Here is a 24904-nt window from a genome sequence, read left to right on the forward strand (position 1 = left end):
CTGGATTTTCTTTCACTGGCGGTCGTGTGGTGAGAATGAAGACATGAAGGCACTCTATGCCTCAGAATCGTCTGGCTTCACACTGGTCGAACTGGTAATGGTAATCACGCTGATCGGAGTGCTCTCCGTTCTGGGTATTGGCCTGTTCGCCGGCCACTCGGCCTTCTCCCCCCTGCTGGCCACCCAGCAGTTGTCATCCGCCACGCTGCTTGCCCAACAGGCAGCGCTGGCGGGCAACGAGGCCAGTTCACTGTCGGTCACCCAGGGTACGGATGATTTCGTCTTCACCGTCGGCCCTGGCACGGCCTCCGAGCGGGAATTCCGCATCGGGCGTCACGGCACCGCTTTCTCGGTCAGTGGCGCGACTCTCCCTATTGATTTCGATAACATGGGCCGGCCCGAGACGGGCGGCAATGTACAGTTTGCCTTTTCTGGCGAAAGTACCTTCACGGTGTGCCTGAGCTCCCTCGGCGCCGTCTATGGAGGTGGCTGTTGAGACGGCCAGACGTGGCATCCCAGCAGGGGGCTACCCTGGTGGAGCTGGTGATCACCATTGTGATTATCAGCGTTGCCATCGCCGGGGTGGTAGGGGCTTTCGCCCTCATCAGCGGGCGCAGCGCCGACCCCCTTAACCAGACCCGGGCTGTGGCCTTGTCTCAGCTCTACATGGATGAAATTCTGTCCCGGAGATACGACGAGAGCACGCCCCCAGGCGGTGTCCCGAAGCAGAGCGGCTGCTCGATCACCACGGAAGAGAGCCAGCGGGAAGACTACGACGATGTCGACGATTACAACGCCATCGACAGTGCAGCACCGGCGAATGCGGACGGCGACTCGCTGGGCCCGGCTTATTCCAGCTTTGTGGTCTCGGTGACCGTGACCTGCGCGGGCAGCGAGTTGGGGCTGCCGAATGAGGAGGCCAAGCGCATCGACATCACCATTGTGGATCCGTCCAGTCAGGATTACCTGTTCACCGCCTACCGGGCGAATTTCTGATGCGGCGGGCGGCGGGCTTCACACTGGTGGAACTGGTCATGGTGATCGTGCTGCTGGCCATTGTCGCCACCATCTCGGTGCAGTTCGTCGCCCTTTCTACCCGTGGCGCCATCGACGTGAGCGCTCGCCAACAGCGCGCCTTACAGGGCGTCGTTATCAGCGAGCAGATTACCCGTGAACTGCGGGAGGCGTTTCCGCTCTCCATCCGCACCGCCGGCAACTGCCTGGAGTGGCTGCCCATCCTGGCCGGCACCGCCTACACGAGCCTGCCTCGCGGGGCGAGTTCCGACGAGATCTCCGTTGCTCCGTTCGTGGATGCTCCGCCGGCGGGCACGACGCGAGCCATTGTTTATGGTTACGGTACTTCCACGGATTCGCTTTACGGCGATGCGGACCCGGGCCCGGTGTCACCGCCTATCAGCAGTATCGACAACAGCACCTCACCAGCCGTCATTACCCTGAGCGAGAGTCACCGGTTCCGTGAGCGCTCGCCCCAGCGGCGCCTGTTCGTGGTCGGCCAGCCGGTCAGCCTCTGCCAGAGCGGTCGCTTTCTCTATCGGTACGGTGGTTATGCACCAGGCAGCAGCCAGCCAACGCCCCCAGGCGTTTCCCCCGAGGTGCTGGCGGCGGACCTGACCGGCAATGTCCAGTTCCAGTACACGCCGCCCTCCCTCCGCCGGGCCGCGGTTGTGCAGTTCACCTTTACCCTGAAAGATCCCCAGGGGGATGAGACCACCACGATCAGCCAGGAGGTTCAGATCCGCAATGTACCCTGAGCTTTCTTTACGACACCAGTCCGGCGCCGGCCTGCCCATTGCCCTGTTCATCATCACAGTGCTGGCACTGATCGTGGTGGGCATGGCCCAGCTGCAGGAGGGCAGCGGCCAGGCCGTGAGCCTGCAGATCCAGTCCCAGCGGGCTTTCTTCGCCGCCGAGAGCGGTGCTCAGGTGGCGGTCAGGGATGTGCTGGAGGCGGGAAGCTGCAGCGCTGTGAGCAGTTCGGTCGCTTTCAGTGCATCGGCCCTGCATGGCTGTAACGCGTCGCTGACCTGCGAGTCGGCGGCTGTGAACGTCAGTGTCCCTGGTGGTGACACGATCTTCTCGATCGTCAGTGCAGGGCAGTGTGGTGCCGGGGCCGATCAGGCAACGCGAATGGTTGAGGTGCGTGTCCGATGAAAATTCTCCATAACGCCGCCGGACCGACTACTTTGCGCAAATGGCTCGGGGCGGTCGGTCTTTTTGTCGCTTCGGTTCTGGCGCCTGTCGCCGGTTATGCTGAGTGCTCGGATGACTATCTCGGTCTGGCGACGATCAATGAGGTCTTCAAGCAGTCTGAGGCCGCTGACACATCGATGTTCATCGAAGTCCGTCTACTCAGCCCGCTGCTTGAGGAATCGGACTACAATGGCTGGAAGCTCAGTGCCTGTACGAGTGACGGTTGTACGAGTGATATCAGCCTGGCGGATATGGATGATTCGGGTTCACCCTGGATCATCGCGAATGAGCGTCTCATCGGAAGCCCGGACTACATAGATCTGGGCACTCAGGGAAACCAGCGCGGTAGAGGCATGGATGTCACCCTTGTGGATGCAAAAGGGCACTTGATCGATTATGTGCAGGTTGGTGATTTCCAGCGAAGCGGATTTACGCTCGACTGCACGCTCCCGTATCCGTACCAGGCACCTTCCTCCAACACGAAAAATATCCAGCGGATACCTGATGGCGTAGGGCCCTGGCTACTGGAACCAGGTGGCAGTGGTGGTGAGACTCCGGGGAGCAGCAATGATGGTTTGCCCGCCTTCCCCGGTGCCACACGTCTGGAAATCAGTGCGCCTCCCTCAGCCAGTGTATGTGCTCCCGCAGATGTCACTATCAGTGCCTATGATAGCGATGGCAACCTGGTGACAGATTACGAGGGGCTTATCGATCTATCGACAACGAGCGGACATGGCCTGTGGGAAGTCGGTGACGGCTCCGGCAGTCTGAGTCCTTCCCCGGATAACACCGACGATGGCTCCGCCCAGTACCAGTTTGTCAGTGCTGACGGAGGCGACGTCACGCTGCGGTTTGCTAACGTCCATGCAGACGAACTCTGGATTGAGGTAAGAGACCAGGATACGAACGTCGTGGGTGTGAGCCAGACCGTGGTTTTCCGGGAAAATGTTCTTTTTGTCGAAAACAACGACCCCCTTGGTGATGATCTGATCGCAGGACGTCAGCACCGCTATCAGCTCAGTTTGCTGAAGCGCGATCCGGACGGCGGTGAGTGCGGCGTCGCCCCGGGTTATGAAGGAACCTTCAGTCTCAAGGCCTGGCTGGACCGGGCCGGCGACGATCCGGGCGGCACTGCTCCGGTACTGGCTTCCGGTCAGGGCGCCGTGGCCTTGCCGGACGCCGCGCCAGCAAGCAGCAACCTGGATGTTGCGTTCATCGACGGTCGGGCGGACATTTCTCTGACTCCTTTGGATGTAGGGCGCTATACCCTCAGATTGCTGGACGAAACCAGCGGTTTTGCAACGGACACCGCGGGCTCGCCATTGCCTGTTGTTTCCGCCTCGGCGTCGTCACCCTGGACAGCCCGGCCGTTTGCCATTGCCATCGAGGTGCCCGGTAACCCCGGCAGCGAGGCGGCCGATGGGCCGGTTTTCCAGGCCGCGGGATCGGAATTCTCCCTCCGTGTCGGTGGGGCCCTTTACGAGAGCTCCGACGATGCCGACAGCGACGGCGTTGCAGATGGCGGCGCCAGTCTCATGGACAACGGCTTTGCACCTTCTTTCGGTAACGACGGCGAAACGGTGGATCTTTCCTCAATATTGCGGGCGCCGACCGGCGGTGTTGACCCAGGTCTGGACGGGCCAGCATTGCAGTCCTCCGACTATAGCTCTGGGGTGGCAAACAGGTCCGGCTTTCGGTTTCAGGAAGTGGGAATTATCGACATCGAAGGCGCAGTGACTGACGGCAATTACCTGGGGGCAGGCAGTCTGCGGACAAACAGGCTAACCGGCAACAGTGGACCGGTGGGACGTTTTGTGCCGGATCGTTTCGAGCTTGATGTGGAGGACCAGGGAACCCTGGCGGCATTCTGCAGCGGTCCTGGCGGCTTTACCTACAGTGGCCAGGAGACCGGCTGGATGACCGAGCCTTCCATTGAAGTCACACCCCTGAATACGTCGGGATCGGAGACCCGCAATTATCTGATCGGAGGCTTCATGCGGCTTTTGTCCGGCGGGGTGACCCGGACCTGGCCAGCGGAGGACGACAGTGCTTTGCTGACCGACGACACGCCGTATCCGATAGTGACCGCCAAGCAGATAGGCACCATCGCACCAAGAGTCGATCTGGATCCGGTCGTCTATCGCTATAATGCGAATGACACTGTCACCTATACCAAGTCGCCTGAAGCCGCGGTCGCTCCGTTCACCCCTTCGCTGACCCTGACCATCGACCAGGTTACGGATCAGGACGGCGTTACTGCTGCTGGCAGTGTCCCGCTCTCACTATCACCCACCAGCGATGGAGAGATCTACTACGGCCGGCGGTTTATGGAAAACGTTTATGGTCCGGAAAACGCCAGCCAGTTGACCATGCCGTTTGCCATGGAATACTGGAATGGCTCCGCATTTGTGGTGAACCTGCTGGACAGCTGCACCACCTGGGACGCGGCGGCCAGTCAGCTCAGCGACCCCGAGCAATACCATGAGCTGGTCAGCGAAGGCGATACCGGGGATTTTGCCATGGGTCAGGCAGAGCCGTTAGTGCTTGAGCCCAATGGTACCCGGGGAACCGAAGAGCTCATCTGGTCCGTTCCCGTCTGGCAGCAGGATGATTTTGATGGTGACGGAACCCTGGATCTCCCCTCCGCTTTGGCCACCTTCGGCGTCTACCGCGGCCATGACCGTGTTATTTACTGGCAGGAGGTCCTAAACTGACGGGCCGGAGGTGGGGCGAGCCTCAGGGCTCGTCCACCTCCTCATGATCCATCCCCAGCTCGTTGATCTTTCGGGTCAGGGTGTTGCGGCCCCACCCCAGCAGGACTGACGCGTCCCGGCGCCGGCCACCGGTGTGCTTCAGGGCGGTTTCAATCATGATCTTTTCGAATTCCGGCACCGCGCTTTCCAGAATGCCCTTCTTGCCCCGTCGCAGTTCCTGCTCCGCCCAGTTGCGCAGGCCTTCCTGCCAGGTCTGACCGGTGGCGGGGGTGTCGGCCTGCTGCAGCAGTTCCGGCGGCAGGTCATCGATGTGGATTTCCCGGCCACTGGCCATGACGGTGAGCCAGCGACAGGTGTTCTCCAGCTGGCGTACGTTGCCGGGCCAGGGAAGCGTGGTCAGGTACTCCTCTGCGTCCGGTCGCAGGATCTTGGGCTCGACAGCCAGCTCCTTCGCCGCCCGCTTGAGAAAATGCTGCATCAGGCGGGGGATGTCCTCCCGACGCTCCGCCAGCTTCGGCAGGTGCACGCGAATCACGTTCAGGCGATGGAACAGGTCTTCCCGAAAAGTTCCGGCCTGGACCAGTTTCTCCAGGTCCTGGTGGGTGGCGGCGATGATCCGCACATCGACCCTGATGGAGGTTGTACCTCCCACCCGGTAGAACTCGCCATCGGCCAGCACCCGGAGCAGCCGCGTCTGGGTGTCAGCGGGCATGTCGCCGATCTCGTCCAGGAACAGGGTGCCGCCGTTGGCCTGCTCGAAGCGACCCTGACGGGCCGCCGCCGCGCCAGTGAAGGCGCCCTTTTCATGGCCAAACAGCTCCGACTCGATCAGGTCCTTGGGAATGGCTGCCATGTTCAGGGCAACGAATGGGTGATTCGCCCGTGGGCTGTGATTGTGCAGGGCCTGGGCCACCAGCTCCTTACCGGTACCGCTTTCGCCGTTGATGAGCACGGTGATGTTGGAGTGGGAGAGCCGCCCGATGGCCCGGAAAACCTCCTGCATTGCCGGGGCTTCGCCGATAATCTCGGCACTGCGGTGGGCAGGTTCCGTGACCGGCTCGGACGTGGCTCGGCGCTCATGGCTGTGGGCAACGGCCCGCTTCACCAGGCCGACGGCATCATCCACATCGAAAGGTTTGGGCAGATATTCGAAGGCGCCGGTCTGGTAACTGGTGACCGCGCTTTCCAGGTCGGAATGGGCGGTCATGATGATTACGGGCACATCGGGGTTGCTCTCGACAATGCGGGAAAGCAGGGAAATACCGTCAATACCGGGCATGCGAATGTCACTGATGATCGCATCCGGCTCCTCGTGCTCGAGCCGCACCATGACCCCATCGCCATTCTCGAAAACCCGGGGGCGCATTCCGGCCTGGGTAAGGGCGCGTTCCAGCACCCAGCGAATGCTGCGGTCGTCGTCTATGATCCAGACGTTTGCCGGTTGACTCATTTTGCGGACTCCTCCAGCGGCAGAAAGATTATAAAGTCGGTCTTGCCGGGTTCACTTTCGCATTCCACCAGTCCATGGTGCTGGCCGATGATGCTCTGGGTAATGGACAGCCCCAGACCGGTGCCGTTGGCCCGGCCACTGATCATGGGGTAAAAGATATTCTGAAGCAGGTCCGGGGGGATGCCCGGGCCGTTATCCATGATGTCGACACGGCACACCAGTCGGTGACGCTTCTGGCCAATGGTGAACTGGCGCAGTACCCGCGTACGGAAAACAATGGTTGGCGGTTCCGGGCTGCAGGGCCTGTCCCGATACTCGAAAGCCGCTTCCATGGCGTTCCGGGCGATGTTGAGGAAAGCCTGGATCAGCTGTTCCTTGTCGCCCGGAAACTCCGGCAGGCTGATATCGTAGTCCCTCTGGAACCGGAGCCGGCCCCGGCTCTCGGCTTCCAGCAGGGTGCGTACCCGTTCGAGTACCTCGTGGATATTGGTAGGGGCAAGCCTGAGGGCGCGGTTGGGGCCGAGCATGCGGTCCACGAGGCTGCGCAGTCGGTCCGCCTCGTCAATAATGACCTGGGTGTATTCCTTCTGGCTGTCGTCGGTGAGTTCCCGGTCCAGCAACTGGGCCGCGCCCCGTATTCCCCCGAGGGGGTTCTTGATTTCGTGAGCCATCCCCCGCACCAGGATGCGGGTGGTCTCCTGCTGCACCAGCATGTCTTCCTCGCGGCTGATGCGCATCAGGCGGTCCCGCGGCTGGATTTCCATCATCAGTTCCCCCGAGTCATTCCCGAAAGGGCTTACTGAATAGTCCACCGTAAACCTGTTGCCGGTGGCGAGCAGAAACTCGGCCTCCCGGCGGGTGTAGGCCTGACCGGTTTCAACCGCGGCCCGAAGGGTATCCAGGGACTGATTGGTTTCCAGGAGCAGGCTTGCGAGCCTGACCCTGCGCACCCGCAAAAGGCTGGTTTCCAGCATGCTCTCCGCAGCCGGGTTCAGGTACTGAATCCGCAGACTCCTGTCGACGACCACCACGGCGGTGGTCAGGCTTTCGAGAATACTCTTGTAGTCCGTAACGGCTGCCATGGATCTCCCCCAGTTTCTGCATTGGGAACTGCAAAAAACGATCCAGATTTGAGATGGTGTCGCAGTTTTTGCTTTCGCTGCGCTGTTTGCGGGCAAAGTGGCGAATTTACTGGCAGGGCAGCGATACGCTTTGGTGCGAATCCGATACAAGGGCATTCGATGCCCTGGGGAATGCCCCTTGCCTGAACAGAGTATGGACGTTTTTTGGTGCGAGCGCACCAGAATGGTGCAATGATGGCGGCAGGGCAGGCTGATCGGGGTCTGGCAGGCGTGCCAGACCCCGTGTTTCAGGTCAGTTAAGGACGGAGGGGCGGTGGACGGTGAATTCGATCTGCTGCCCGGTGTAGATGCGCTCACCAGCTTCGTTGATAACATGGACACCGGCACTGTGAGTGCCGCGGAAGACATTCTGGACGCTCACAGAACCGGAGCGGGTCTGACCAACGGGCTGGCCGTCCAGGGTTATCTCGAAACGGTGCCCCTCACGCAGGGCTGGCTCACTGGTCACCCGAAGCTCGATATTGCCACTGCCGCTGTAGAAAGCTTCCTCGTCCACAGGGGACACAAAGGTGGCCGATTCGTAAGCGCTCTGGTCGCCGATTTCCTCGTCTTCCTCCACCTGCCTCAGGACCGTCTCCGGTTTGGGCATGGTAATGGTGGTGACCGGCTTGACCTGAATTCTCTCCGCGCCTTCTGTGGGCTCGTCGGTGAAGGTGACATTGCCATCCTTGTCCACCTGGCGGTATACCTCCGCACTGACCGGAAGGGACAGGAACGCCGTGGCGAGTGAGCAGAGCATTAACCGCGTTATTCTCATAGCCAGAACCTTTTAATGGACCCAGACAGAATTATCGGCAGAGGGCCAGGCCAATGCAATGCGCCACACGTAGCCAGAAGTTACGGTGAGGTAACAGTCACAAAAAAAGCCCCGCCGGGGCGGGGCTTTAGGGAGCGGCCGACAGCACCGCCCCGATTCACTTCCGGAATCAGCAGGAGTAGTACAGCTCGAACTCAACCGGATGGGTGGTCATGTTCAGACGCTGAACTTCCGCACGCTTCAGGTCGAGATAGCCTGCGATCATGTCCTCGGTGAATACGCCACCACGGGTCAGGAACTCGTGGTCCTTCTCCAGGTACTCCAGGGCTTCCTCGAACGTTCCGGCCACGGTCGGAATGTTCAGGGCCTCTTCCTTCGGCAGGTCATACAGGTCCTTGTCCATGGCATCGCCAGGGTGGATCTTGTTCTGGATGCCGTCCAGGCCGGCCATCATCAGGGCGGCGAAGGCCAGGTAGGGGTTGGAGCCCGGGTCAGGGAACCGAACCTCGATACGGCGGGCCTTGGGGCTGCTTACGTACGGGATACGGATGGAAGCGGAGCGGTTACGGGCGGAGTAGGCCAGCATGACCGGCGCTTCGAAGCCAGGTACCAGACGCTTGTAGCTGTTGGTGGTGCTGTTGGTGAAGGCGTTGATGGTCCTTGCGTGCTTGATGATGCCGCCGATGTAGTACAGGGCCATCTCGCTCAGGCCGGCATAGCCGTCACCCGCAAAGAGGTTCTTGCCGTCCTTGTTCAGGGACATGTGAACGTGCATGCCGGAACCGTTGTCACCCACCACCGGCTTGGGCATGAAGGTGGCTGTCTTGCCGTAGGCGTGGGCCACGTTGTGCACGCAGTACTTCAGAATCTGTACTTCGTCCGCCTTGCGGGTCAGGGTATTGGGGCCAACACCGATTTCACACTGGCCGGCAGTCCCCACTTCGTGGTGATGCACTTCGATAACCAGACCCATGGACTCCATGGCGGCACACATCGCGCCACGCAGGTCGTGCAGGCTGTCCACTGGCGGAACCGGGAAGTAGCCACCCTTGACGCCGGGACGGTGACCGATGTTGTTGCGCTCGAAATCTTCGCCGGAGACCCAGGCAGCTTCTTCCGAGTACAGCTCGTACATGGCGCCCTTCATGTCGATGGACCACTTGGCGGAGTCAAAAATGAAGAACTCCGGCTCCGGGCCGAACAGGGCACCGTCAGCAATGCCGGTGGACTTCAGGTACTCTTCGGCACGACGGGCAACGGAGCGGGGATCACGCTCGTAACCCTGCATGGTGGTAGGCTCCACGATGTCGCAGGTGATGTTGACCGTGGTTTCCTCGGTGAACGGGTCCAGCACGGAGGTTTCATCGTCCGGCATCAGGATCATGTCGGACTCGTTGATGCCCTTCCAGCCAGCAATTGAAGAGCCATCGAACATTTTGCCGTCGGTGAAGAAATCCTCGTCCACCTCGGTGGCCGGCAGGGTAACATGCTGCTCTTTGCCACGGCTGTCGGTGAATCGCAGGTCGACCCATTTGACTTCGTGTTCTTTGATCAGATCAATCGTCTTCGTCTTCGACATTGTGCTTTACTCCGTAAGTTAACCCGCAGCGCGGGTGATTTCGGTGTTCGGTGTGCCGGATCGTTCAGCGCCTGGCTGAGCTCCGATCATTCTTCTGGTGCGGGCAGCTTATCAGAAGATTGCCGTCAGTCACCTTGAAAATCGGCTGTAACAGCTGAAGCAATCGGCTTGCCAGTTTTTGATGCATGGCGTGAAATCGCCCAACCATGCGCTTTGCAGGCAATTTTGTCGTTCCCATGTGAACCCGCTCTTCATGTGTGCACCCAAATAGTGCACCATTATCGTGCGCATTACCCTGTTTGTGTTCGGTAATGGTGCATGAGGGTCTTTTGTGCACCGAAACAGAATAGGCGTTTTTCTTCATATTAACGCCATCGGGTTTCCGATATACTTCGCGCGCTTGAATGTCCGGCAGGATTCGCATCTGCCAGGACCCGGGCGCCCGCCCGGACAACGCCATTCATTTATTTCGGATTTGAGACGGCATGTGAACGCCCCGGGAGCAGGGTCTGCGTCCCTGAACCCTCTCAGGTCATCGGGACATGCCGCAGGAACCTCTTGTGATTGATAAGCTTAGAAATGTAGCCATTATTGCCCACGTTGACCATGGAAAGACCACCCTGGTGGACCAGCTGTTGCGCCAGTCCGGCACCCTGGACCGAAAAGAGCTCGAGAGCGAGCGGGTCATGGACTCCAATGACCAGGAAAAGGAGCGTGGTATCACCATTCTGGCCAAGAACACGGCCCTGAAATGGCACGACTACGCCATTAACATTGTGGACACCCCGGGTCACGCCGACTTCGGTGGTGAGGTTGAACGTGTCATGAGCATGGTGGACTGCGTGCTGCTGGTGGTGGATTCCATCGACGGCCCCATGCCGCAAACCCGCTTCGTGACCCAGAAGGCATTCGCTGCCGGCCTCCGTCCCATCGTGGTGGTCAACAAGATTGACCGTCCGGGCGCGCGCCCGGACTGGGTGGTGGATCAGGTTTTTGATCTTTTCGACAACCTCGGCGCCACCGACGAGCAGCTCGATTTCCCCATTGTCTATGCCAGCGCCCTGAACGGTATCGCCGGCATGGATCACGAGGCCATGGACGACAACATGGACGCTGTCTTCCAGGCGATTGTCGACCATGTTCCGGCGCCTGCGGTTGATCCGGACGGGACTTTCCAGATGCAGATTTCCCAGCTGGATTACAGCAGCTTTCTGGGCGTCATCGGCATTGGCCGCATCATGCGGGGCAAGGTGAAGACCAATACACCGGTGGCAGCCATCGGTGCCGACGGCAAAAAGCGCAGCGGTCGTATCCTCAAGATCATGGGGCATTCCGGTCTCCACCGGGTGGAAGTGGAAGAAGCACAGGCCGGTGACATCGTCTGCGTCAGCGGTCTCGACCAGCTGCACATCTCTGACACCCTGTGTGATCCCAATGCCGTGGAGGCACTGCCGCCGCTGACCGTGGACGAGCCCACGGTATCCATGACCTTCCAGGTCAACGACTCGCCGTTCGCCGGCAAGGAAGGCAAGTACGTCACCAGCCGCAACATCAAGGAGCGACTGGAGAAGGAGTTGCTGCACAACGTCGCCCTGCGGGTAGAGGAAGGTGAATCCGCCGACAAGTTCAAGGTTTCCGGACGTGGTGAACTGCACCTGTCGGTGCTGATCGAAAACATGCGCCGTGAAAACTTCGAGCTGGCGGTGGGACGGCCTGAAGTGGTTATCCGCGAGATTGACGGCGTAAAGCAGGAGCCCTACGAGAATGTGATCGTCGACATCGAGGAGCAGCACCAGGGCCCTGTCATGGAACAGATGGGTCTTCGCAAGGGTGACCTGACCAACATGATTCCCGATGGCAAGGGCCGCATGCGGCTGGAATACACGATTCCCGCCCGCGGGCTGATCGGCTTCCGGAATGCGTTCCTGACCATGACCTCCGGTACCGGTATCCTGACCTCTACCTTCAGCCACTACGGGCCGATCAAGGAGGGCGCCATGGGCAGCCGCCAGAACGGTGTGCTGGTCTCCATGGCCAACGGCACCGCGCTGACGTACTCCCTGGAAACACTTCAGAGCCGGGGCAAGCTGTTCCTGGACCCGGGCCAGGAAGTCTACGAGGGTCAGTTGTGCGGTATCCACAGCCGGGATAACGACATTGTGATCAACCCCACCAAGGGCAAAAAGCTGGACAACATGCGTGCCTCCGGTAAGGACGAGGTGATCGGCCTGGTGCCGCCCATCAAGTTCACCCTGGAGCAGGCGCTGGAGTTCATCGACGAAGATGAACTGGTGGAAGTGACTCCCAAGTCGATCCGGCTGCGCAAGAAGCTGCTGACCGAAAACGAGCGCAAGCGCGCCGGCAAGAAGTAAGGACTTTTAGCCACGGAAACCACGGAAGGCACGGAAAGTAAAGACCAAAGATAGCCACGGACAACACGGACACACACGGACGAAAAGATTAGTAAGTTAAAAATCTTTCTGTCTTAGTCCTTGAGTGTCCGTGGCTAAAGATTCTTTTTCCGTGTCCTTCCGTGGTTTCCGTGGCTAATCCTGTTTTTCCGCGTACTTCGCGGATTCCGCGGCAAAACATGATTTCCCCCGCCAATGTCAGCTAGACTCCTGAAATCCCCAAAACGGAGTTTGTGATGCTGAGTCTCTATCCTGAAATCCAGCCCTACGCCCGCCACCGCCTTGCCGTGGATCCTCCCCATGAGCTGTACCTGGAAGAGTCCGGTAACCCTGACGGGATTCCGGTAATCGTCATTCATGGCGGCCCGGGTGGTGGTTGCGAGGAGTGGTATCGGAGATTCTTCGATGCCGAGCGGTTCCGGATCATCCTGCTGGACCAGCGCGGGGCAGGGCGCTCGACCCCCCTGGCCGAGCTCAGGGGTAATACCACGCAGGCGCTGGTGGAGGATCTGGAGCGGGCGCGACAGTTCCTGGGTATTGATCGCTGGATACTCTTTGGTGGCAGCTGGGGCTCGACACTAAGTCTGGCTTACGCCCAGGAATGGCCCGGGCATGTTCTGGGACTGGTGTTAAGAGGGATATTCCTGTGTCGTCCTGAAGATATCCGCTGGTTCTATCAGGATGGCGCCGGTCGCGTTTTTCCGGATTACTGGCAGGACTACCTGGCGCCGATTCCTGCTGTGGAACGTGGAGACATGGTCAGCGCTTACTATCGCCGCCTCACCAGCTCCAACGAGCTCGAGCAGATTCAGGCCGCCAAGGCCTGGTCCATATGGGAGGGGCGGTGCGCCACTTTGCATCCCAATCCCCGGGTAGTGGAGCACTTTGCCCACCCCCATACCGCGATCGCCCTGGCGCGGATCGAATGCCACTACTTCATGAATAATGCTTTCCTGGAACCGGGGCAACTGCTGGCCAACGCAGGACGGCTGGCGGAAATACCCGGCGTCATTGTCCATGGCCGTTACGACATGGTCTGCCCGCTGGATAATGCCTTTGCCCTCAGTGAGGCCTGGCCCCAGGCTGAGCTGCAGATAATCCGCGACGCGGGGCACTCGGCCTCTGAACCCTCGCTGATCGATGCGTTGATGCGTGCTGTGGAGACCGTGGCCCGGGAGTCCGAGCCAAGGCCGGCGTGAAACATTGATCAGCGGGCAGTCTCACGCTGTCCAGCGCCGGCGTGCTCGACTTGCTTTGCGGTTCCGTCGCCGATAGAATCCCATCGCTTTCGAAACCAACTTGGCTTCAGGATTGCCATGAAGGGATTGATCCAGAGGGTGACTCAGGCAAGCGTATCAGTGGATGGCGAGGTGATTGCCAGCATTGACGGGGGCCTGCTTTTGCTGCTGGGAGTGGAGCGCAGGGACAGTGTCGCCCAGGCCGACGCGCTGGTTGGCAAAATTATCCGTTATCGGATTTTTCCCGATGACCAGGGCCGCATGAACCGCAGTGTTGAAGATAGTGGCGGCTCCCTTCTGATCGTACCCCAGTTCACCCTTGCTGCCGATACCGGTTCCGGTACCCGTCCGGGTTTTTCCAATGCCGCTGAGCCGAAAACCGCTCGCGAGCTTGTGGATTACTTTGGTCATGAGGCGAAAAAAGTTCTTGGCGAGGAACGGGTCGAATTCGGAAGATTCGGTGCTGACATGAAAGTGGCATTGGTCAATGACGGGCCGGTGACTTTCCTGTTGAATGCCTGACATTGTTATCGGACAGGACAATAGGTAAAGTTTCGCGACCTGTCGGTTATGGCGCATTTTTGTGCGTCCGCGGTTCTGTCTCTGAGGGAGTGCCCCCGACTGGTGCGAGGCGCGGGCTACCTGAGCTGCGTAGAAGGTGGTATTCATCAATAATATTTTGTTTTTAAAGGTTTTTCAGGGTTCTGGCTCTGTTTTTGAACGCTGACTTAAAGCTTTTGGTTATATTCAGCCCCGAAGCGGGTCGTAATCTGCTAAAAAATTCAGGCGGATTGTTTGCAAAATCGATTGCTGTGTATTAAAAAGGTTTTTCAAGGCGCAGCTTTAACAAAGCTGTGTAAGTGATTGACTGTGAAGGGCTCCGAAAAAAGAAGTCTGACGTCATCACCCCATCAGTCATGGCCTCCAGGCCAGGAGCATGGGCGTATTGAGACTGATAGGCGGGCCAGATCCGTCGCTAAAAAACCTGAGTTAACTCAAAAGGAAGACGCAAAATGAAAAAGACTCTTATCGCATCTGCGATCGCTGCTGTTTCTTTCTCTGGCACTGCTGTCGCGCAGACCGGTTCTGAGACCACTGAACTGACCCCGACCGCTTCCGAGCTGGCTGCCAAGCTGGACTCCATGCCGGAAATTTACGGCAACATCCAGCTGGCCGTGACTCACGACAACTACGACGGCGGTCCGTCCGAAACCAATCATTTTGACAACGGTTCAACCATCGGCGTTCTGCACGATCACGAACTCGCGCCGGGCGTGGAAGGCTTCTTCAAGGCCGAGTTCCACTTCGATGCGGATGATAACAATGGCACGAACGACGGTATCTACGAGATCGACGAAGCCTACGTCGGTGTTCGCGGCGACAATTTCGGTCAGATCTGGGTCGGTAAGGACGACGACACCTATGAGCGCGCCGTTACTGTGGTTTCCGAGTACTACGAGGCAGCTGTTCTGAGCCAGGGCGTTTCCTACACCACTGGTGAGGGCGACCTGATCCAGTACATGTCTCCGTCCTTCGGTGGCCTGTCTATCTTGGGTGCAGTCCAGTACAACGGCGACAGCGACACCAAGGGCAAGGGTGAGAAATCCTACCCGTGGCAGCTGGCTGCTGTCTACGAAATGGGCGGGCTGGAACTGGCTGCAGCTATTGACTCCAACGATGGCGCCGGCAGCAACGAAAACACTTATGGTCTGCGTGCAACCTACAGTCTCGAAAGCCTGGATCTGACCGCTGAGTACCACACTCGCGAAGACGTTCAGGACAACTACGCGGTTCAGGGCGTGTACACTATGGGCGCGAACCGGTTCGCGGCATCATACGAGCGCACAGACCTTGAAGACGGAAGCGATCTGAGCCGTGATGTAATCACCCTGCAGGCCCTGCACAACCTGTCTGACCACATGTACGTTTGGGTCGAAGGCTATCTGGGTGGTGGTGACGATGTTTGGAGCTGGGATGATTCCAATCCCACAGCTGTAACTGACGAGCGCTCTGTCGCCGCAGTTGGCGCAGTTTACTACTTCTGATCAGCTAGCCAGCTGAAACACGAAGCGGTATAGAAACCGGCAGCCTTCGGGCTGCCGGTTTTTTCGTTTATGGTGTCTGAAATCAACAGTCAGAGGGAGGCTTTCATGGCTGAAGAGCTGGAGATCAAGCTCAGCCTGACACCGGGTGCGCTGAGCCAGGCCCGGCAGTGGCTGTCGGCCCGGGAGAACGTAACCGCAGCAGGGGATAAAACCCTGGTGAACCGCTATTACGATACCCCGGATGGCGAGCTGAACCGGCAGAAGGCGGCCCTGCGGGTCCGCCAGGCCGGTGACCGGTATATCCAGACCCTGAAAACCCAGGGAGAGTTCGTGGAAGGAGCCCATCGCCGCGAAGAATGGGAGTGGCCCCTGGCAGGGACTGGGCTGAACATAGGTCTGATTGCCGACACACCGGTGGGAGACAACATCAACCTGGCGGAGCTCGAGCCGGTATTCGAGACCAATTTTGAGCGAACCCTGTTGATGATCAGGACTGAGGACGGGGTCATCGAATGTGCGTTGGATCGGGGCAGTATCAGTGCCGGGGGTCGCGTCCGGGACCTTTGCGAGCTGGAGCTTGAACTTAAAGAGGGCAGTGACGAGGCTCTGTTGCCCTGGGCCCGGCAGCTTTCCGTGCAGGTCCCGGTGTTTCTGAATCTGATCAGCAAGGCGGAACAGGGCTATGAGCTGGCCGGACTCCATGATCCGCAGCCACTTCCGGACCAGGAACCGCTGGTGAACCGGGTGCTGCACGGCCTTTCCCGGGCCTGGCTGTCCGGCACGGCCGACCGGAGTCTGAAGGAGGATCTGGCGCGTCTGAGCGAGCGCCACGACCTGGGCGAAACGCTGGCTGGGGACCTGGCCTGGCTGGAGAAGGAAATGCAGAAGCAGCCGATGGCCGATCTGGCGGCTTCGTCAACACGGCTGGGCCAGTTCCAGCTGGCGCTCCTGGAGCTTGGTCACTGAATGCGTATCAGCCCAGTCCGAGAACCGCAGTTGCTATACTGAAATAGATCAGCACACCGCTGACATCCGCTATGGTGGTGATCAGTGGCGTGCTGGCGGTCGCCGGGTCGAATTTCAGCTTGTCCAGCAGGAAAGGCAGCAGCATGCCTATGACGCTGCCCATCAGCACTACCGTCACCATGGTGATGGACACAACCATTGCGATGGCCGGGCTGGCCCGGAACAGCCCTATGACCATGACAGCCAGGGCCATGGTCAGGCCCAGGCCGGTGGCGACCAGAATGTCCTTGCCCAGCAGCATGCCCCAGTCACGGGTGGTGACATCGCCGGTGGCCATGCCCCGTATCATCAGGGTAGCGGACTGGGCTCCGGCATTGCCCGCGCTTGCCACCAGCAGAGGCATGAAAAAAAGCAGGGCAATGTGTGCCGATATGGTCTGTTCAAAGTAGGCGATACCCGCGCCGGTAAAGATGTTGCCGAACACCAGTATCACCAGCCACTGCACCCTGGACCGGTAGAGGGAGAAGGGAGAGGCGGTCTTGAAGCTGGTGTCCAGGCGGCCTACGGTCGCGCCCTTGTGCATGTCTTCCGTGGCTTCGGCTTCGGCCACGTCCATGGCATCGTCGTAGGTGACGATGCCCACCAGGCGTTCATCGTCGTCGACGATTGGCAGCGCCAGCAGGTCGTAGCGGGAGATCAGCCGGGCCACTTCTTCCTGCTCGGTATCGGTGCGGGTGAAAACGAGGCCTGTGGCCATCAGCGAGTCCACCAGGGCGCCCGGGGCACTGATGATCAGGTTGCGTAGGGAGATGGCCCCCAGCAGCTTGTGGCTTTTGTCCACTACGTAAGCCTGGTAAATGGTCTCCTTGTCCGGGGCGGTGTTGCGCAGTAAGGACAGCGCCGAGGCGACGGTCATGCCAGAGCTGACAACCGCATAGTCCGAGGTCATGATGGCGCCAGCGGTGCCTTCCTCGAAGCTTGCCAGGCGAAGCAGGTCCTCCCGCTCCCGGCTGGCAAGGGACTGGAACAGGGCGTGCTGCTGGTTTTCATCCAGGAGGTTGAAGAAGTCGGCTCGCTCGTCGGCGGACATGTCGGTGACAATACCCGCCAGGGCACCTTTCGGAATCAGCCTGGCCAGGATCTTCTGCATGTCCGGCTCGATGTAGCCAAACACCTTGGCCTGCTGATCGGCGGGCAGGCTCTGCAGAAGCGCCAGTCCCTTGGCGTCATCCTCGGCACCGGTATACTCAATGAAATCCGCCAGGTCCGCTGCATTGTAGGAAGATGCGGCGGTCTGGATTTCGTCCGGATGGCCGGACTCCAGGGCTTCGTAAAGAGGCTGGAAAAACTCTGAATCAAGGAATGACACCAAACTTGCCCCTCGTTACTGTCGCCCCGGCTATCCGCCGGCCGCGCTCAGGTCAGCGTCTTTCTCTGGCGTGCCCTGAATGGAGCGCACCTTTTCCATGAACCGCTGGTGTCGCTCCAGCGCTTCCTCAACCACGGACACTTCTGGTGTTTCGCTGGACTTCACCAGGACGAAAAGGCCTTTTCCTGCCACTTTGACGGCGGGTGCAGGGTGGCAAATGATCTCGTCATCCTTATCGACGTAGGCGAGCGCCGTGCCGATGCCGTGACGGATGAGCGCCGTGACTATATCAGACCAGGTCAGATCATCCAGTGCCAGGTTGTACCTATGTGGATGATCCTGCTCGTAATTGAACATGTCTTCGAGGACCTTTTCGCTCCCGGGAGAGACCACCGCCCGGACCATGATTTCGGGATAGGTGCGCACCGGCCGCAGGATAGAGCGGATTCCAATGGCTTTGAACCGTTGCCTGTTCTTGTCGCTGACACATTCTGCCGTGGTCTTGCCCGCCAGGCTAAGCTCACTGAGGCGGTGGGCCACATCGAAGGTATAGCTGTCAGAGGCGGGGTCCGCTTCGTCCTGGGCCAGCAGCAGGATGTTCCTGGCCTGGCCGACATGGGCGGATTTCAGGTCCTCTTCGTTGGCGCCGGTGCCATGGTAGTGTACCAGGCCTATATCCCGGAGCTCCGGCGGCAGGCCAGAGGGGTACTGTTGCGTGAGCAGCAGGATGGGGACATTTTCGTACCCCGGGACCGCCCTCAACTGAGTGGCGATACGCAGGAAGTACTGTTCGCCCCCCCGGCTTGGCGTGTTGATGATCACGACATGGTTTTTCATCTTGTAGATCCAGCGTCCGGTTATAATTCTTTCCCGGCGATAGAACCGGTACTCGATGTAGTCACTGACGATCAGCGTCAGGAGGGTGATCGCGGTGAGAAACATAACCGCGATGGTACTCAGGCGGCCGATGAGAGTCTGCGGGGCGTAGTCACCGTAACCAACGGTCACCAGCGTGGTCATGGTGAGCCATAATGACTCGAACAGTGACAGCTCTTCGGCCCACCAGATGACGAGTACCTGAAAACACAGCAGGCCGGCGAGAATCAGGAAAAGCCGCTTGACCCGGGTCTTGATGATTCCGGACATCGGCAGGTGGGTCATCTGATGTTCCGGGTTCAGCGGTTTCCGGTATTTTTGCATCGACGGCTCTGAAGGTTCAGTCGGGTCAGGGTTCGGTATACAGTAGTGAAAATATAACAGAGATACAGGGGTTTGTATTATGTCAGAGCCATGGCGCGGGCTGCCGGAGATACTGGCTGAGGATGTTTCACAGGCCTGGCCGGGACTCTTTCCCGAGGGTGTGCCTGGATGGGCAACAGACGATGTCGGTATGGGGCAGGTGGCCATTGCCCAGGCGGTTGCCCGTAGTCTGTTCCTCAGGGAAACCCTTGAGCGTCATCCCGGGCAGGTTCGGGAAATGGCTGAGGTCCGCTCTCTGGCAGAGCCGACAACGCCAGAGTTTCTCCGGCACCGGTGGCAGGACTTCCTGGCAACGGTGACGGATGAAGCATCTCTTCATCGGGCCCTGCGGCGGTTTCGTCGGGAAAGCCAGTTCCGCATGATCTGGCGGGACAGCATGGCGCTGGCCGACTTCCACGAAACCGTGGCCGCCGCCAGCGAGTTTGCCGATACCTGTATCCAGGGCGCGCTGGACTGGCTGTATGAACAGGCCTGCGAGCAATACGGCACCCCCTACGGCCGGGACCCGGTGACCGGGAAGGAGGCCGCCCAGCCCATGATCGTTCTGGGCATGGGCAAACTTGGCGGTCGGGAGCTGAACATCTCCTCGGACATCGACCTGATCTTTGCATTCCCCGGCAAGGGCGAAACCCTCGGCGGGCGTCGTTCCCTGGATAACCAGCAATTCTTTATCCGTCTGGGTCAGAAGCTGATTCAGGCGCTGGACCAGATCACCGCCGACGGCTTTGTTTTCAGGGTGGATATGCGTCTGCGCCCCTATGGCCAGAGCGGCGCCCTGGCTTTGAGCTTTCCCGCGCTGGAAACCTATTACCAGGACCAGGGCCGGGAATGGGAGCGCTATGCCATGGTCAAGGCCCGGGTTGTGGCTGGCGACCAGGAGGCCGGCCGCGTGCTCATGGAAAGCCTGCGTCCCTTTGTCTATCGCAAGTACATTGATTTCAGCGCCTTTGAGTCGCTTCGCTCCATGAAGGCCATGATCAATCGTGAGGTCAGGCGAAAGGGCCTTGAGAACAACATCAAGCTGGGCAGTGGCGGGATCCGCGAGATCGAGTTTGTGGTGCAGGCCTTCCAGTTGATTCGCGGCGGACGTGACCGGGAACTTCAGCAGCGGGAACTTCTGAACATTCTACAGGAGCTGGAAGCGCTGGAACTGCTCCCGCCGGTCGTGGTGAAAGAACTCAGGGAGGCGTACATTTTCCTGCGCAACATGGAGCACGCTCTGCAGGGCATTGAAGACAAGCAGACCCAGTTATTGCCAGACGACGAACCGGGACAGGCCCGGGTGGCCCTGATCATGGGCTATGACAGCTGGCAGGCCTGTATCGGGACGCTCAACGAACATCGGGAAAAGGTCGCCCGGCACTTCGCTGACATTATTACGCTGGAGGATGAAGACGAGGAGTCCACGGACCTGGATGAAGCCTGGCAGGAACTGTGGCTGGCGGAAATGGACGACGAGACCGCGGCTGGCTGGCTCCGGGAACAGGGTTTTGAGGAGCCGGAAGCGAGCCTTGGGCTGCTCAAGGAGCTTCGTGACAGTCGCACCATCCAGGTCATGCAGACCCAGGGCCGACACAGACTGAACCAGTTCATGCCAGTTTTGCTGGAAGCCCTGAGTCATGTCGAGCAACCTTCAGAGACCCTGTCCCGTGTGCTTCAACTGGTGGAGGCGATTCTTCGCCGCACCGCTTACATGGTGCTGCTGCTGGAAAATCCCGGAGCCCGGAGCCAGCTGGTCAGGCTTTGCAATGAAAGCCCCTGGATCGCCCGCCAGCTGGCGGAGACGCCGTTACTGCTGGATGAGCTGCTCAATGCGGAGAGCCTCTACCACCCCCCCGCCAAGGCGGAGCTCCAGGACGATCTGCGCCAGCAGATGCTGCGGATACCCTACGAGGACCTTGAGGAGCAGATGGAATCCCTGCGCCATTTCAAGAAGGCCCATATTCTGCGGGTTGCCGCATCTGAGTTGCGGGGTACGCTTCCATTGATGAAGGTAAGCGACTACCTGACCTGGATTGCCGAGGTGGTGCTGGACCATGTGGTGGATGTGGCGTTTTCCAATCTTGTAAGCCGTCACGGCTACCCCCGGCGCACCGATGGCTCGGCCTGTGATACCGATTTTGCCATCGTGGGCTACGGCAAACTCGGTGGTCTGGAGCTGGGCTACACCTCGGACCTGGACCTGGTGTTCATTCATGATGCGGACCCGGAGCAGTCCACGGACGGGGACAAACCGATCGACAACGCCGTGTTCTACACCCGTCTCGGACAGCGGATCGTGCATATCCTGAGTACCCAGACACCGTCGGGGCAGCTCTACGAGGTGGATATGCGGTTGAGGCCATCCGGAAGCTCCGGCCTGCTTGTCAGCACCCTGCCGGCTTTTGAGAAATACCAGCGTAACGACGCCTGGACCTGGGAGCATCAGGCACTTGCCCGGGCGCGAGGTGTTGCCGGCAGTGAAGCGACCCTGGAAAAGTTCGAGGCCCTGCGCCACGACATCCTCTGCCAGCATCGCGACCCGGCAAAGCTCCGTAAGGAGGTGATGGAAATGCGCGAGAAGATGCGTGACAGTCTCGGTACGCCAGAGGCAAAGCGACAGGAGACGTTCCACGTCAAGCACGACACCGGCGGCCTGATTGATATCGAGTTCCTGGTTCAGTACCTGATGCTGGCCAATTCGGAGAAGCATCCCGAGCTGACCCAGTGGTCCGACAATATCCGCCAGCTCGAGGAACTGGGCCGGGCCGGTGTAATGCCGGTAGAGGACACCGAAAAGCTGCGGGAAACCTATATCACCCTGCGTTCCACCATCCATCGGCGGGCCCTGCAGAACCTCAACAGTCAGGTCAGCGGCGATGCCTTCCCGGAGGAGCGTGAGTATGTCCGGCGGATGTGGAAAAGCGTGATGATTGATTAGCGTTTTTCCTGCTAAACTGCCGGCTTTCCGAAAACCGCTTTCTAGGAGCAGATACGATGTCAATGGCTGATCGCGATGGCCTGATCTGGATGGATGGTGAAATGGTTCCCTGGCGGGAAGCCAAAACCCACGTCCTGACCCATACCCTGCACTACGGCCTGGGATGTTTTGAGGGTGTGCGGGCTTATAACACTGAGAAGGGTCCGGCCATTTTCCGCCTGAAGGAGCATACCGACCGTCTGTTCCGGTCCGCCCATATCCTGAACATGAAGATGCCCTTTACCAAAGAGCAGCTCAACGATGCCCAGTGCCGGTCGGTCCGGGAAAACAACCTGGACGAGGCCTACCTGCGTCCCATGGTATTCCTGGGGTCCGAAGGCATGGGCCTGCGGGCGGATAACCTGAAGGTGCACGTTATGGTTGCCGCCTGGAGCTGGCCTTCCTACATGTCGCCGGAAGCCAAGGAGCTGGGCATCAAGGTTCGCACCTCCTCCTACACCCGGCACCATGTAAACATCACCATGTGCAAGGCGAAGGCCAATGGCAACTACATCAACTCCATGCTGGCTCTGAATGAGGCCATTGCCTGTGGTTGTGAGGAAGCCCTTCTCCTTGACAACGAAGGTTACGTGGCGGAAGGCTCCGGTGAAAACATCTTTATCTTCCGTGACGGCGTTCTGCACACGCCTGAGCTCACCTCCTGCCTGGAGGGAATCACCCGGCAGACCATCATGGATTTCTGTAAGGAAGAGGGTATCCCGGTTCGCGAGCGCCGCATCACACGTGATGAGGTCTACATTGCGGAAGAGGCCTTCTTCACCGGTACCGCCGCCGAGGTGCTTCCCATCCGTGAGCTGGATGGTCGTGTGATCGGTGAAGGCAAGCGGGGCCCGCTGACGGAGAAACTGCAGGCCAAGTACTTTGACGCTGTCAAAGGCAGGTTGGCTAACCGGAGCGAGTGGCTGACCCCGGTCAGCGGCTGATTAACGCTGGTTTCACAGGCCGCCGTGTGCTGTTCGCCAGCGCGGCGGCCTTATCATTTGAGGAGCCGGGTGCCCGTTGGGCTCGCCCGGACACCGTGAATCAACAAGCAGGAAAACATCATGGCAGACGTCATCAGGGTTCCCGTCTCTTTTGGTGAGGTGCTGGACAAGATCACCATCCTGGAAATCAAGTCGGAGCGTATCAAGGACGATGCCAAGCTGAAGAATGTCCGGCTTGAGCTGGACGAACTGACCGCCACCTGGAACGAGGCGGTACCCGACCAGAAACGCATTGCCGACCTGCGCAGTCAGCTCAAGGCGGTGAATGAAGAGCTGTGGGAAATCGAAGACGATATTCGCGACCAGGAAGCGGAGCAGGACTTCGGATCACGGTTTATCGAGCTGGCCCGGTCAGTCTACATCACCAACGACAGGCGTGCGGCGATCAAGAAAGACGTAAACCTGGCGCTGGGATCCCGCTTCGTGGAAGAGAAGTCCTACCAGGATTACACCGCCAAAAAGTGAGCTTTGGCCGCTGAATAACGCGGAAAAAAGAATGATTAGCCACGGAAGACACGGAAAAACACGGAAGAAGAAAAATGGGCCACGGACCCTCACGGACAAAAGATTCGATACTTAAATAAATTTTCTGTCTTTGTCCGTGCAAGTCCGTGAGTGTCCGTGTCTAATCTTCTTTAAGTCTTTTTATTTCCGTGTCCTTCCGTGGATTCCGTGGCCAAATCCCGATCTTTTTCAGCAATCCAGCGGTCCAGCATGTCCGTGGCGTCGTTTACGGTTACCATTTTCATGGCACCCTCGAACTCGGCCTTGGCTCCCCAGCGGGCCTGGTCCAGGGTCTGGCCGGTGAATTTCTCAAGGGCTTCGGGATAACGGTTCACGCACCACTGCAGGGAATTGTAGGGACCTGAGCGATCAGGATTGCTGGCGGCGAACAGGCCCAGGACATCCGTGCCCATGGCGCTGGCGATATGGGCCGGGCCGGTGTCTGGAGCCACAACGAGATCCGTGTGGTAGAGCAGGGCCGCCAGTTGCTTGAGGGTGTCCTTTCCGCAGATGTTGTGGGCCGGCTCCTCCATGACCTCTTCGATCGCTGCGCAGTATTCCACTTCAAATGGAGCCGGACTGCCCACCAGGATTACCTTCATGCCATGCTCACCCGCCGCGTGATCCGCCAATCGGGCATAGCGTTCCGCAGGCCAGTTTCGAAGGGTATGGCTGGCACACGGGCTGATCACCAGGTTTTTTCTGTCTTCGGCCAGCTGCTTCCGGGCGAAGGCATGGTCGCCGTCGCTCAGGGGGATGGTCCAGCGCGGCGGCGCAGGCTCCAGGCCGAGGGGTTCCAGAAAACTGGCGAGACAGTCCCGAACGTGTTGCCGTACAGCCGGCGCAATGCGCCGATTGATGAACAGGCCGTGCAGGTCCTTGCTGCGGTCCCGGTCATAACCGACCTTGATCCTGGCGGGGATCATTGCGGCGGCAAGATTTGCCCTCAAAGCCACCTGCATATGCAGAAGCGCGTCGAACTGACGGTCTCTGAGGATTCTGCGGAGCTCCAGATAACCTTTCCAGCCGGATTTCTTGTCGAAAACGATGAACTCTACCCCGGGCAGGTCGCCAATGAGCTTTGCCTCGATCTTGCCAATCACCCAGGTGATCTTTGCATCGGGGAGCTGTTCCTGAAGGCTCAGGACAACCGGAACGACGTGGGTGACATCGCCGATGGCGGAGAGGCGGAGTATGCAGATGGAGTTGATCAAGGATCTGTCCGTCAATTTCTGAACCATGTTGTAGAGCCACTGGCCCTGCGCTTGCTAAACTGGCGCCATTCTAGCCTACTC

At 59.3% G+C, this 24904-nt stretch carries 20 protein-coding genes; 13 read left to right on the forward strand and 7 right to left on the reverse strand.

Annotated elements, in window-relative coordinates; translation table 11 throughout:
• Window positions 1–43 precede the first annotated feature (43 nt).
• Genes BM346_RS17145 through BM346_RS17165 form a run of 5 tightly spaced genes read left to right on the forward strand, consistent with a single transcriptional unit; the run spans window position 44 to window position 4925 of the window.
• Window positions 44–496 (forward strand): pilus assembly FimT family protein, encoded by a 453-nt coding sequence (locus BM346_RS17145; RefSeq protein WP_092016217.1) that lies wholly within the window; start codon window positions 44–46, stop codon window positions 494–496.
• Window positions 493–996 (forward strand): type IV pilus modification PilV family protein, encoded by a 504-nt coding sequence (locus BM346_RS17150; protein ID WP_227663037.1) that lies wholly within the window; start codon window positions 493–495, stop codon window positions 994–996. Before BM346_RS17145 ends, BM346_RS17150 begins: the two co-directional genes overlap by 4 nt.
• A complete protein-coding gene (locus tag BM346_RS17155; RefSeq protein WP_092016220.1) occupies window positions 996–1772 on the forward strand; it encodes a PulJ/GspJ family protein in 777 nt (258 codons plus the stop codon). The genes BM346_RS17150 and BM346_RS17155 overlap by 1 nt, the downstream gene beginning before the upstream one ends.
• Entirely contained in the window at window positions 1762–2172 is a 411-nt protein-coding gene (locus tag BM346_RS17160; protein WP_092016221.1) for a hypothetical protein, read from the forward strand. Before BM346_RS17155 ends, BM346_RS17160 begins: the two co-directional genes overlap by 11 nt.
• The gene (locus tag BM346_RS17165) at window positions 2169–4925 is read left to right on the forward strand and encodes a DUF6701 domain-containing protein (RefSeq protein ID WP_139229954.1); all 2757 of its coding nucleotides are present in this window, start codon (window positions 2169–2171) and stop codon (window positions 4923–4925) included. Before BM346_RS17160 ends, BM346_RS17165 begins: the two co-directional genes overlap by 4 nt.
• Window positions 4926–4947: 22 nt before the next feature.
• Here BM346_RS17165 and ntrC read toward each other — a convergent pair whose 3' ends face one another.
• The 4 genes from ntrC to glnA form a co-directional block, all read right to left on the reverse strand.
• The gene (gene ntrC, locus BM346_RS17170; RefSeq protein WP_092016225.1) at window positions 4948–6375 is read right to left on the reverse strand and encodes a nitrogen regulation protein NR(I); all 1428 of its coding nucleotides are present in this window, start codon (window positions 6373–6375) and stop codon (window positions 4948–4950) included.
• On the reverse strand, window positions 6372–7457 hold the full coding sequence (glnL, locus tag BM346_RS17175) for a nitrogen regulation protein NR(II) (RefSeq protein ID WP_092016227.1): 1086 nt from the start codon (window positions 7455–7457) through the stop codon (window positions 6372–6374). Before glnL ends, ntrC begins: the two co-directional genes overlap by 4 nt.
• Window positions 7458–7749: 292 nt before the next feature.
• Window positions 7750–8256: a DUF4124 domain-containing protein gene (locus BM346_RS17180; RefSeq protein WP_092016231.1), complete on the reverse strand. Its 507-nt coding sequence runs from the start codon at window positions 8254–8256 to the stop codon at window positions 7750–7752.
• Window positions 8257–8443: 187 nt separating this feature from the next.
• Window positions 8444–9853 (reverse strand): glutamate--ammonia ligase, encoded by a 1410-nt coding sequence (glnA, locus tag BM346_RS17185; RefSeq protein ID WP_092016234.1) that lies wholly within the window; start codon window positions 9851–9853, stop codon window positions 8444–8446.
• A gap of 560 nt (window positions 9854–10413) precedes the next feature.
• On the opposite strand from glnA, the gene typA reads away from it, so the two are divergent.
• The 5 genes from typA to BM346_RS17210 all read left to right on the forward strand — a co-directional run bounded on the left by typA (window position 10414) and on the right by BM346_RS17210 (window position 16513).
• Window positions 10414–12225 carry a translational GTPase TypA gene (gene typA / locus BM346_RS17190; protein WP_092016237.1) on the forward strand — a complete coding sequence of 604 codons (1812 nt, stop codon included), beginning with the start codon at window positions 10414–10416 and terminating at the stop codon, window positions 12223–12225.
• 275 nt (window positions 12226–12500) lie between these two features.
• A complete protein-coding gene (pip, locus tag BM346_RS17195) occupies window positions 12501–13463 on the forward strand; it encodes a prolyl aminopeptidase (protein ID WP_092016240.1) in 963 nt (320 codons plus the stop codon).
• 117 nt (window positions 13464–13580) lie between these two features.
• On the forward strand, window positions 13581–14024 hold the full coding sequence (gene dtd, locus BM346_RS17200; protein WP_092016243.1) for a D-aminoacyl-tRNA deacylase: 444 nt from the start codon (window positions 13581–13583) through the stop codon (window positions 14022–14024).
• A gap of 491 nt (window positions 14025–14515) precedes the next feature.
• On the forward strand, window positions 14516–15547 hold the full coding sequence (locus BM346_RS17205; protein ID WP_092016245.1) for a porin: 1032 nt from the start codon (window positions 14516–14518) through the stop codon (window positions 15545–15547).
• A gap of 105 nt (window positions 15548–15652) precedes the next feature.
• Window positions 15653–16513, forward strand: a complete 861-nt coding sequence (locus tag BM346_RS17210) for a CYTH domain-containing protein (protein ID WP_092016528.1) — start codon at window positions 15653–15655, stop codon at window positions 16511–16513.
• A 7-nt stretch (window positions 16514–16520) separates the two neighbouring features.
• Here BM346_RS17210 and mgtE read toward each other — a convergent pair whose 3' ends face one another.
• Both mgtE and BM346_RS17220 read right to left on the reverse strand, forming a co-directional pair.
• On the reverse strand, window positions 16521–17882 hold the full coding sequence (mgtE, locus tag BM346_RS17215; protein WP_227663036.1) for a magnesium transporter: 1362 nt from the start codon (window positions 17880–17882) through the stop codon (window positions 16521–16523).
• 30 nt (window positions 17883–17912) lie between these two features.
• Window positions 17913–19082 carry an ion channel gene (locus BM346_RS17220; protein ID WP_092016248.1) on the reverse strand — a complete coding sequence of 390 codons (1170 nt, stop codon included), beginning with the start codon at window positions 19080–19082 and terminating at the stop codon, window positions 17913–17915.
• Between the two features lie 79 nt (window positions 19083–19161).
• On the opposite strand from BM346_RS17220, the gene glnE reads away from it, so the two are divergent.
• The 3 genes from glnE to BM346_RS17235 all read left to right on the forward strand — a co-directional run bounded on the left by glnE (window position 19162) and on the right by BM346_RS17235 (window position 23570).
• A complete protein-coding gene (gene glnE / locus BM346_RS17225; RefSeq protein ID WP_092016250.1) occupies window positions 19162–22062 on the forward strand; it encodes a bifunctional [glutamate--ammonia ligase]-adenylyl-L-tyrosine phosphorylase/[glutamate--ammonia-ligase] adenylyltransferase in 2901 nt (966 codons plus the stop codon).
• A 56-nt stretch (window positions 22063–22118) separates the two neighbouring features.
• Entirely contained in the window at window positions 22119–23045 is a 927-nt protein-coding gene (locus tag BM346_RS17230) for a branched-chain amino acid transaminase (protein ID WP_092016253.1), read from the forward strand.
• A 120-nt stretch (window positions 23046–23165) separates the two neighbouring features.
• Window positions 23166–23570: a DUF6165 family protein gene (locus BM346_RS17235; protein ID WP_092016256.1), complete on the forward strand. Its 405-nt coding sequence runs from the start codon at window positions 23166–23168 to the stop codon at window positions 23568–23570.
• Window positions 23571–23740: 170 nt separating this feature from the next.
• Here the strand turns inward: BM346_RS17235 and BM346_RS17240 are convergent, their stop codons facing one another.
• Window positions 23741–24820: a glycosyltransferase family 9 protein gene (locus BM346_RS17240; RefSeq protein ID WP_092016534.1), complete on the reverse strand. Its 1080-nt coding sequence runs from the start codon at window positions 24818–24820 to the stop codon at window positions 23741–23743.
• Between the last annotated feature and the right edge of the window lie 84 nt (window positions 24821–24904).

This window comes from Marinobacter daqiaonensis (genome assembly GCF_900115285.1).
GTDB classification, from domain to species: Bacteria; Pseudomonadota; Gammaproteobacteria; order Pseudomonadales; family Oleiphilaceae; genus Marinobacter; species Marinobacter daqiaonensis.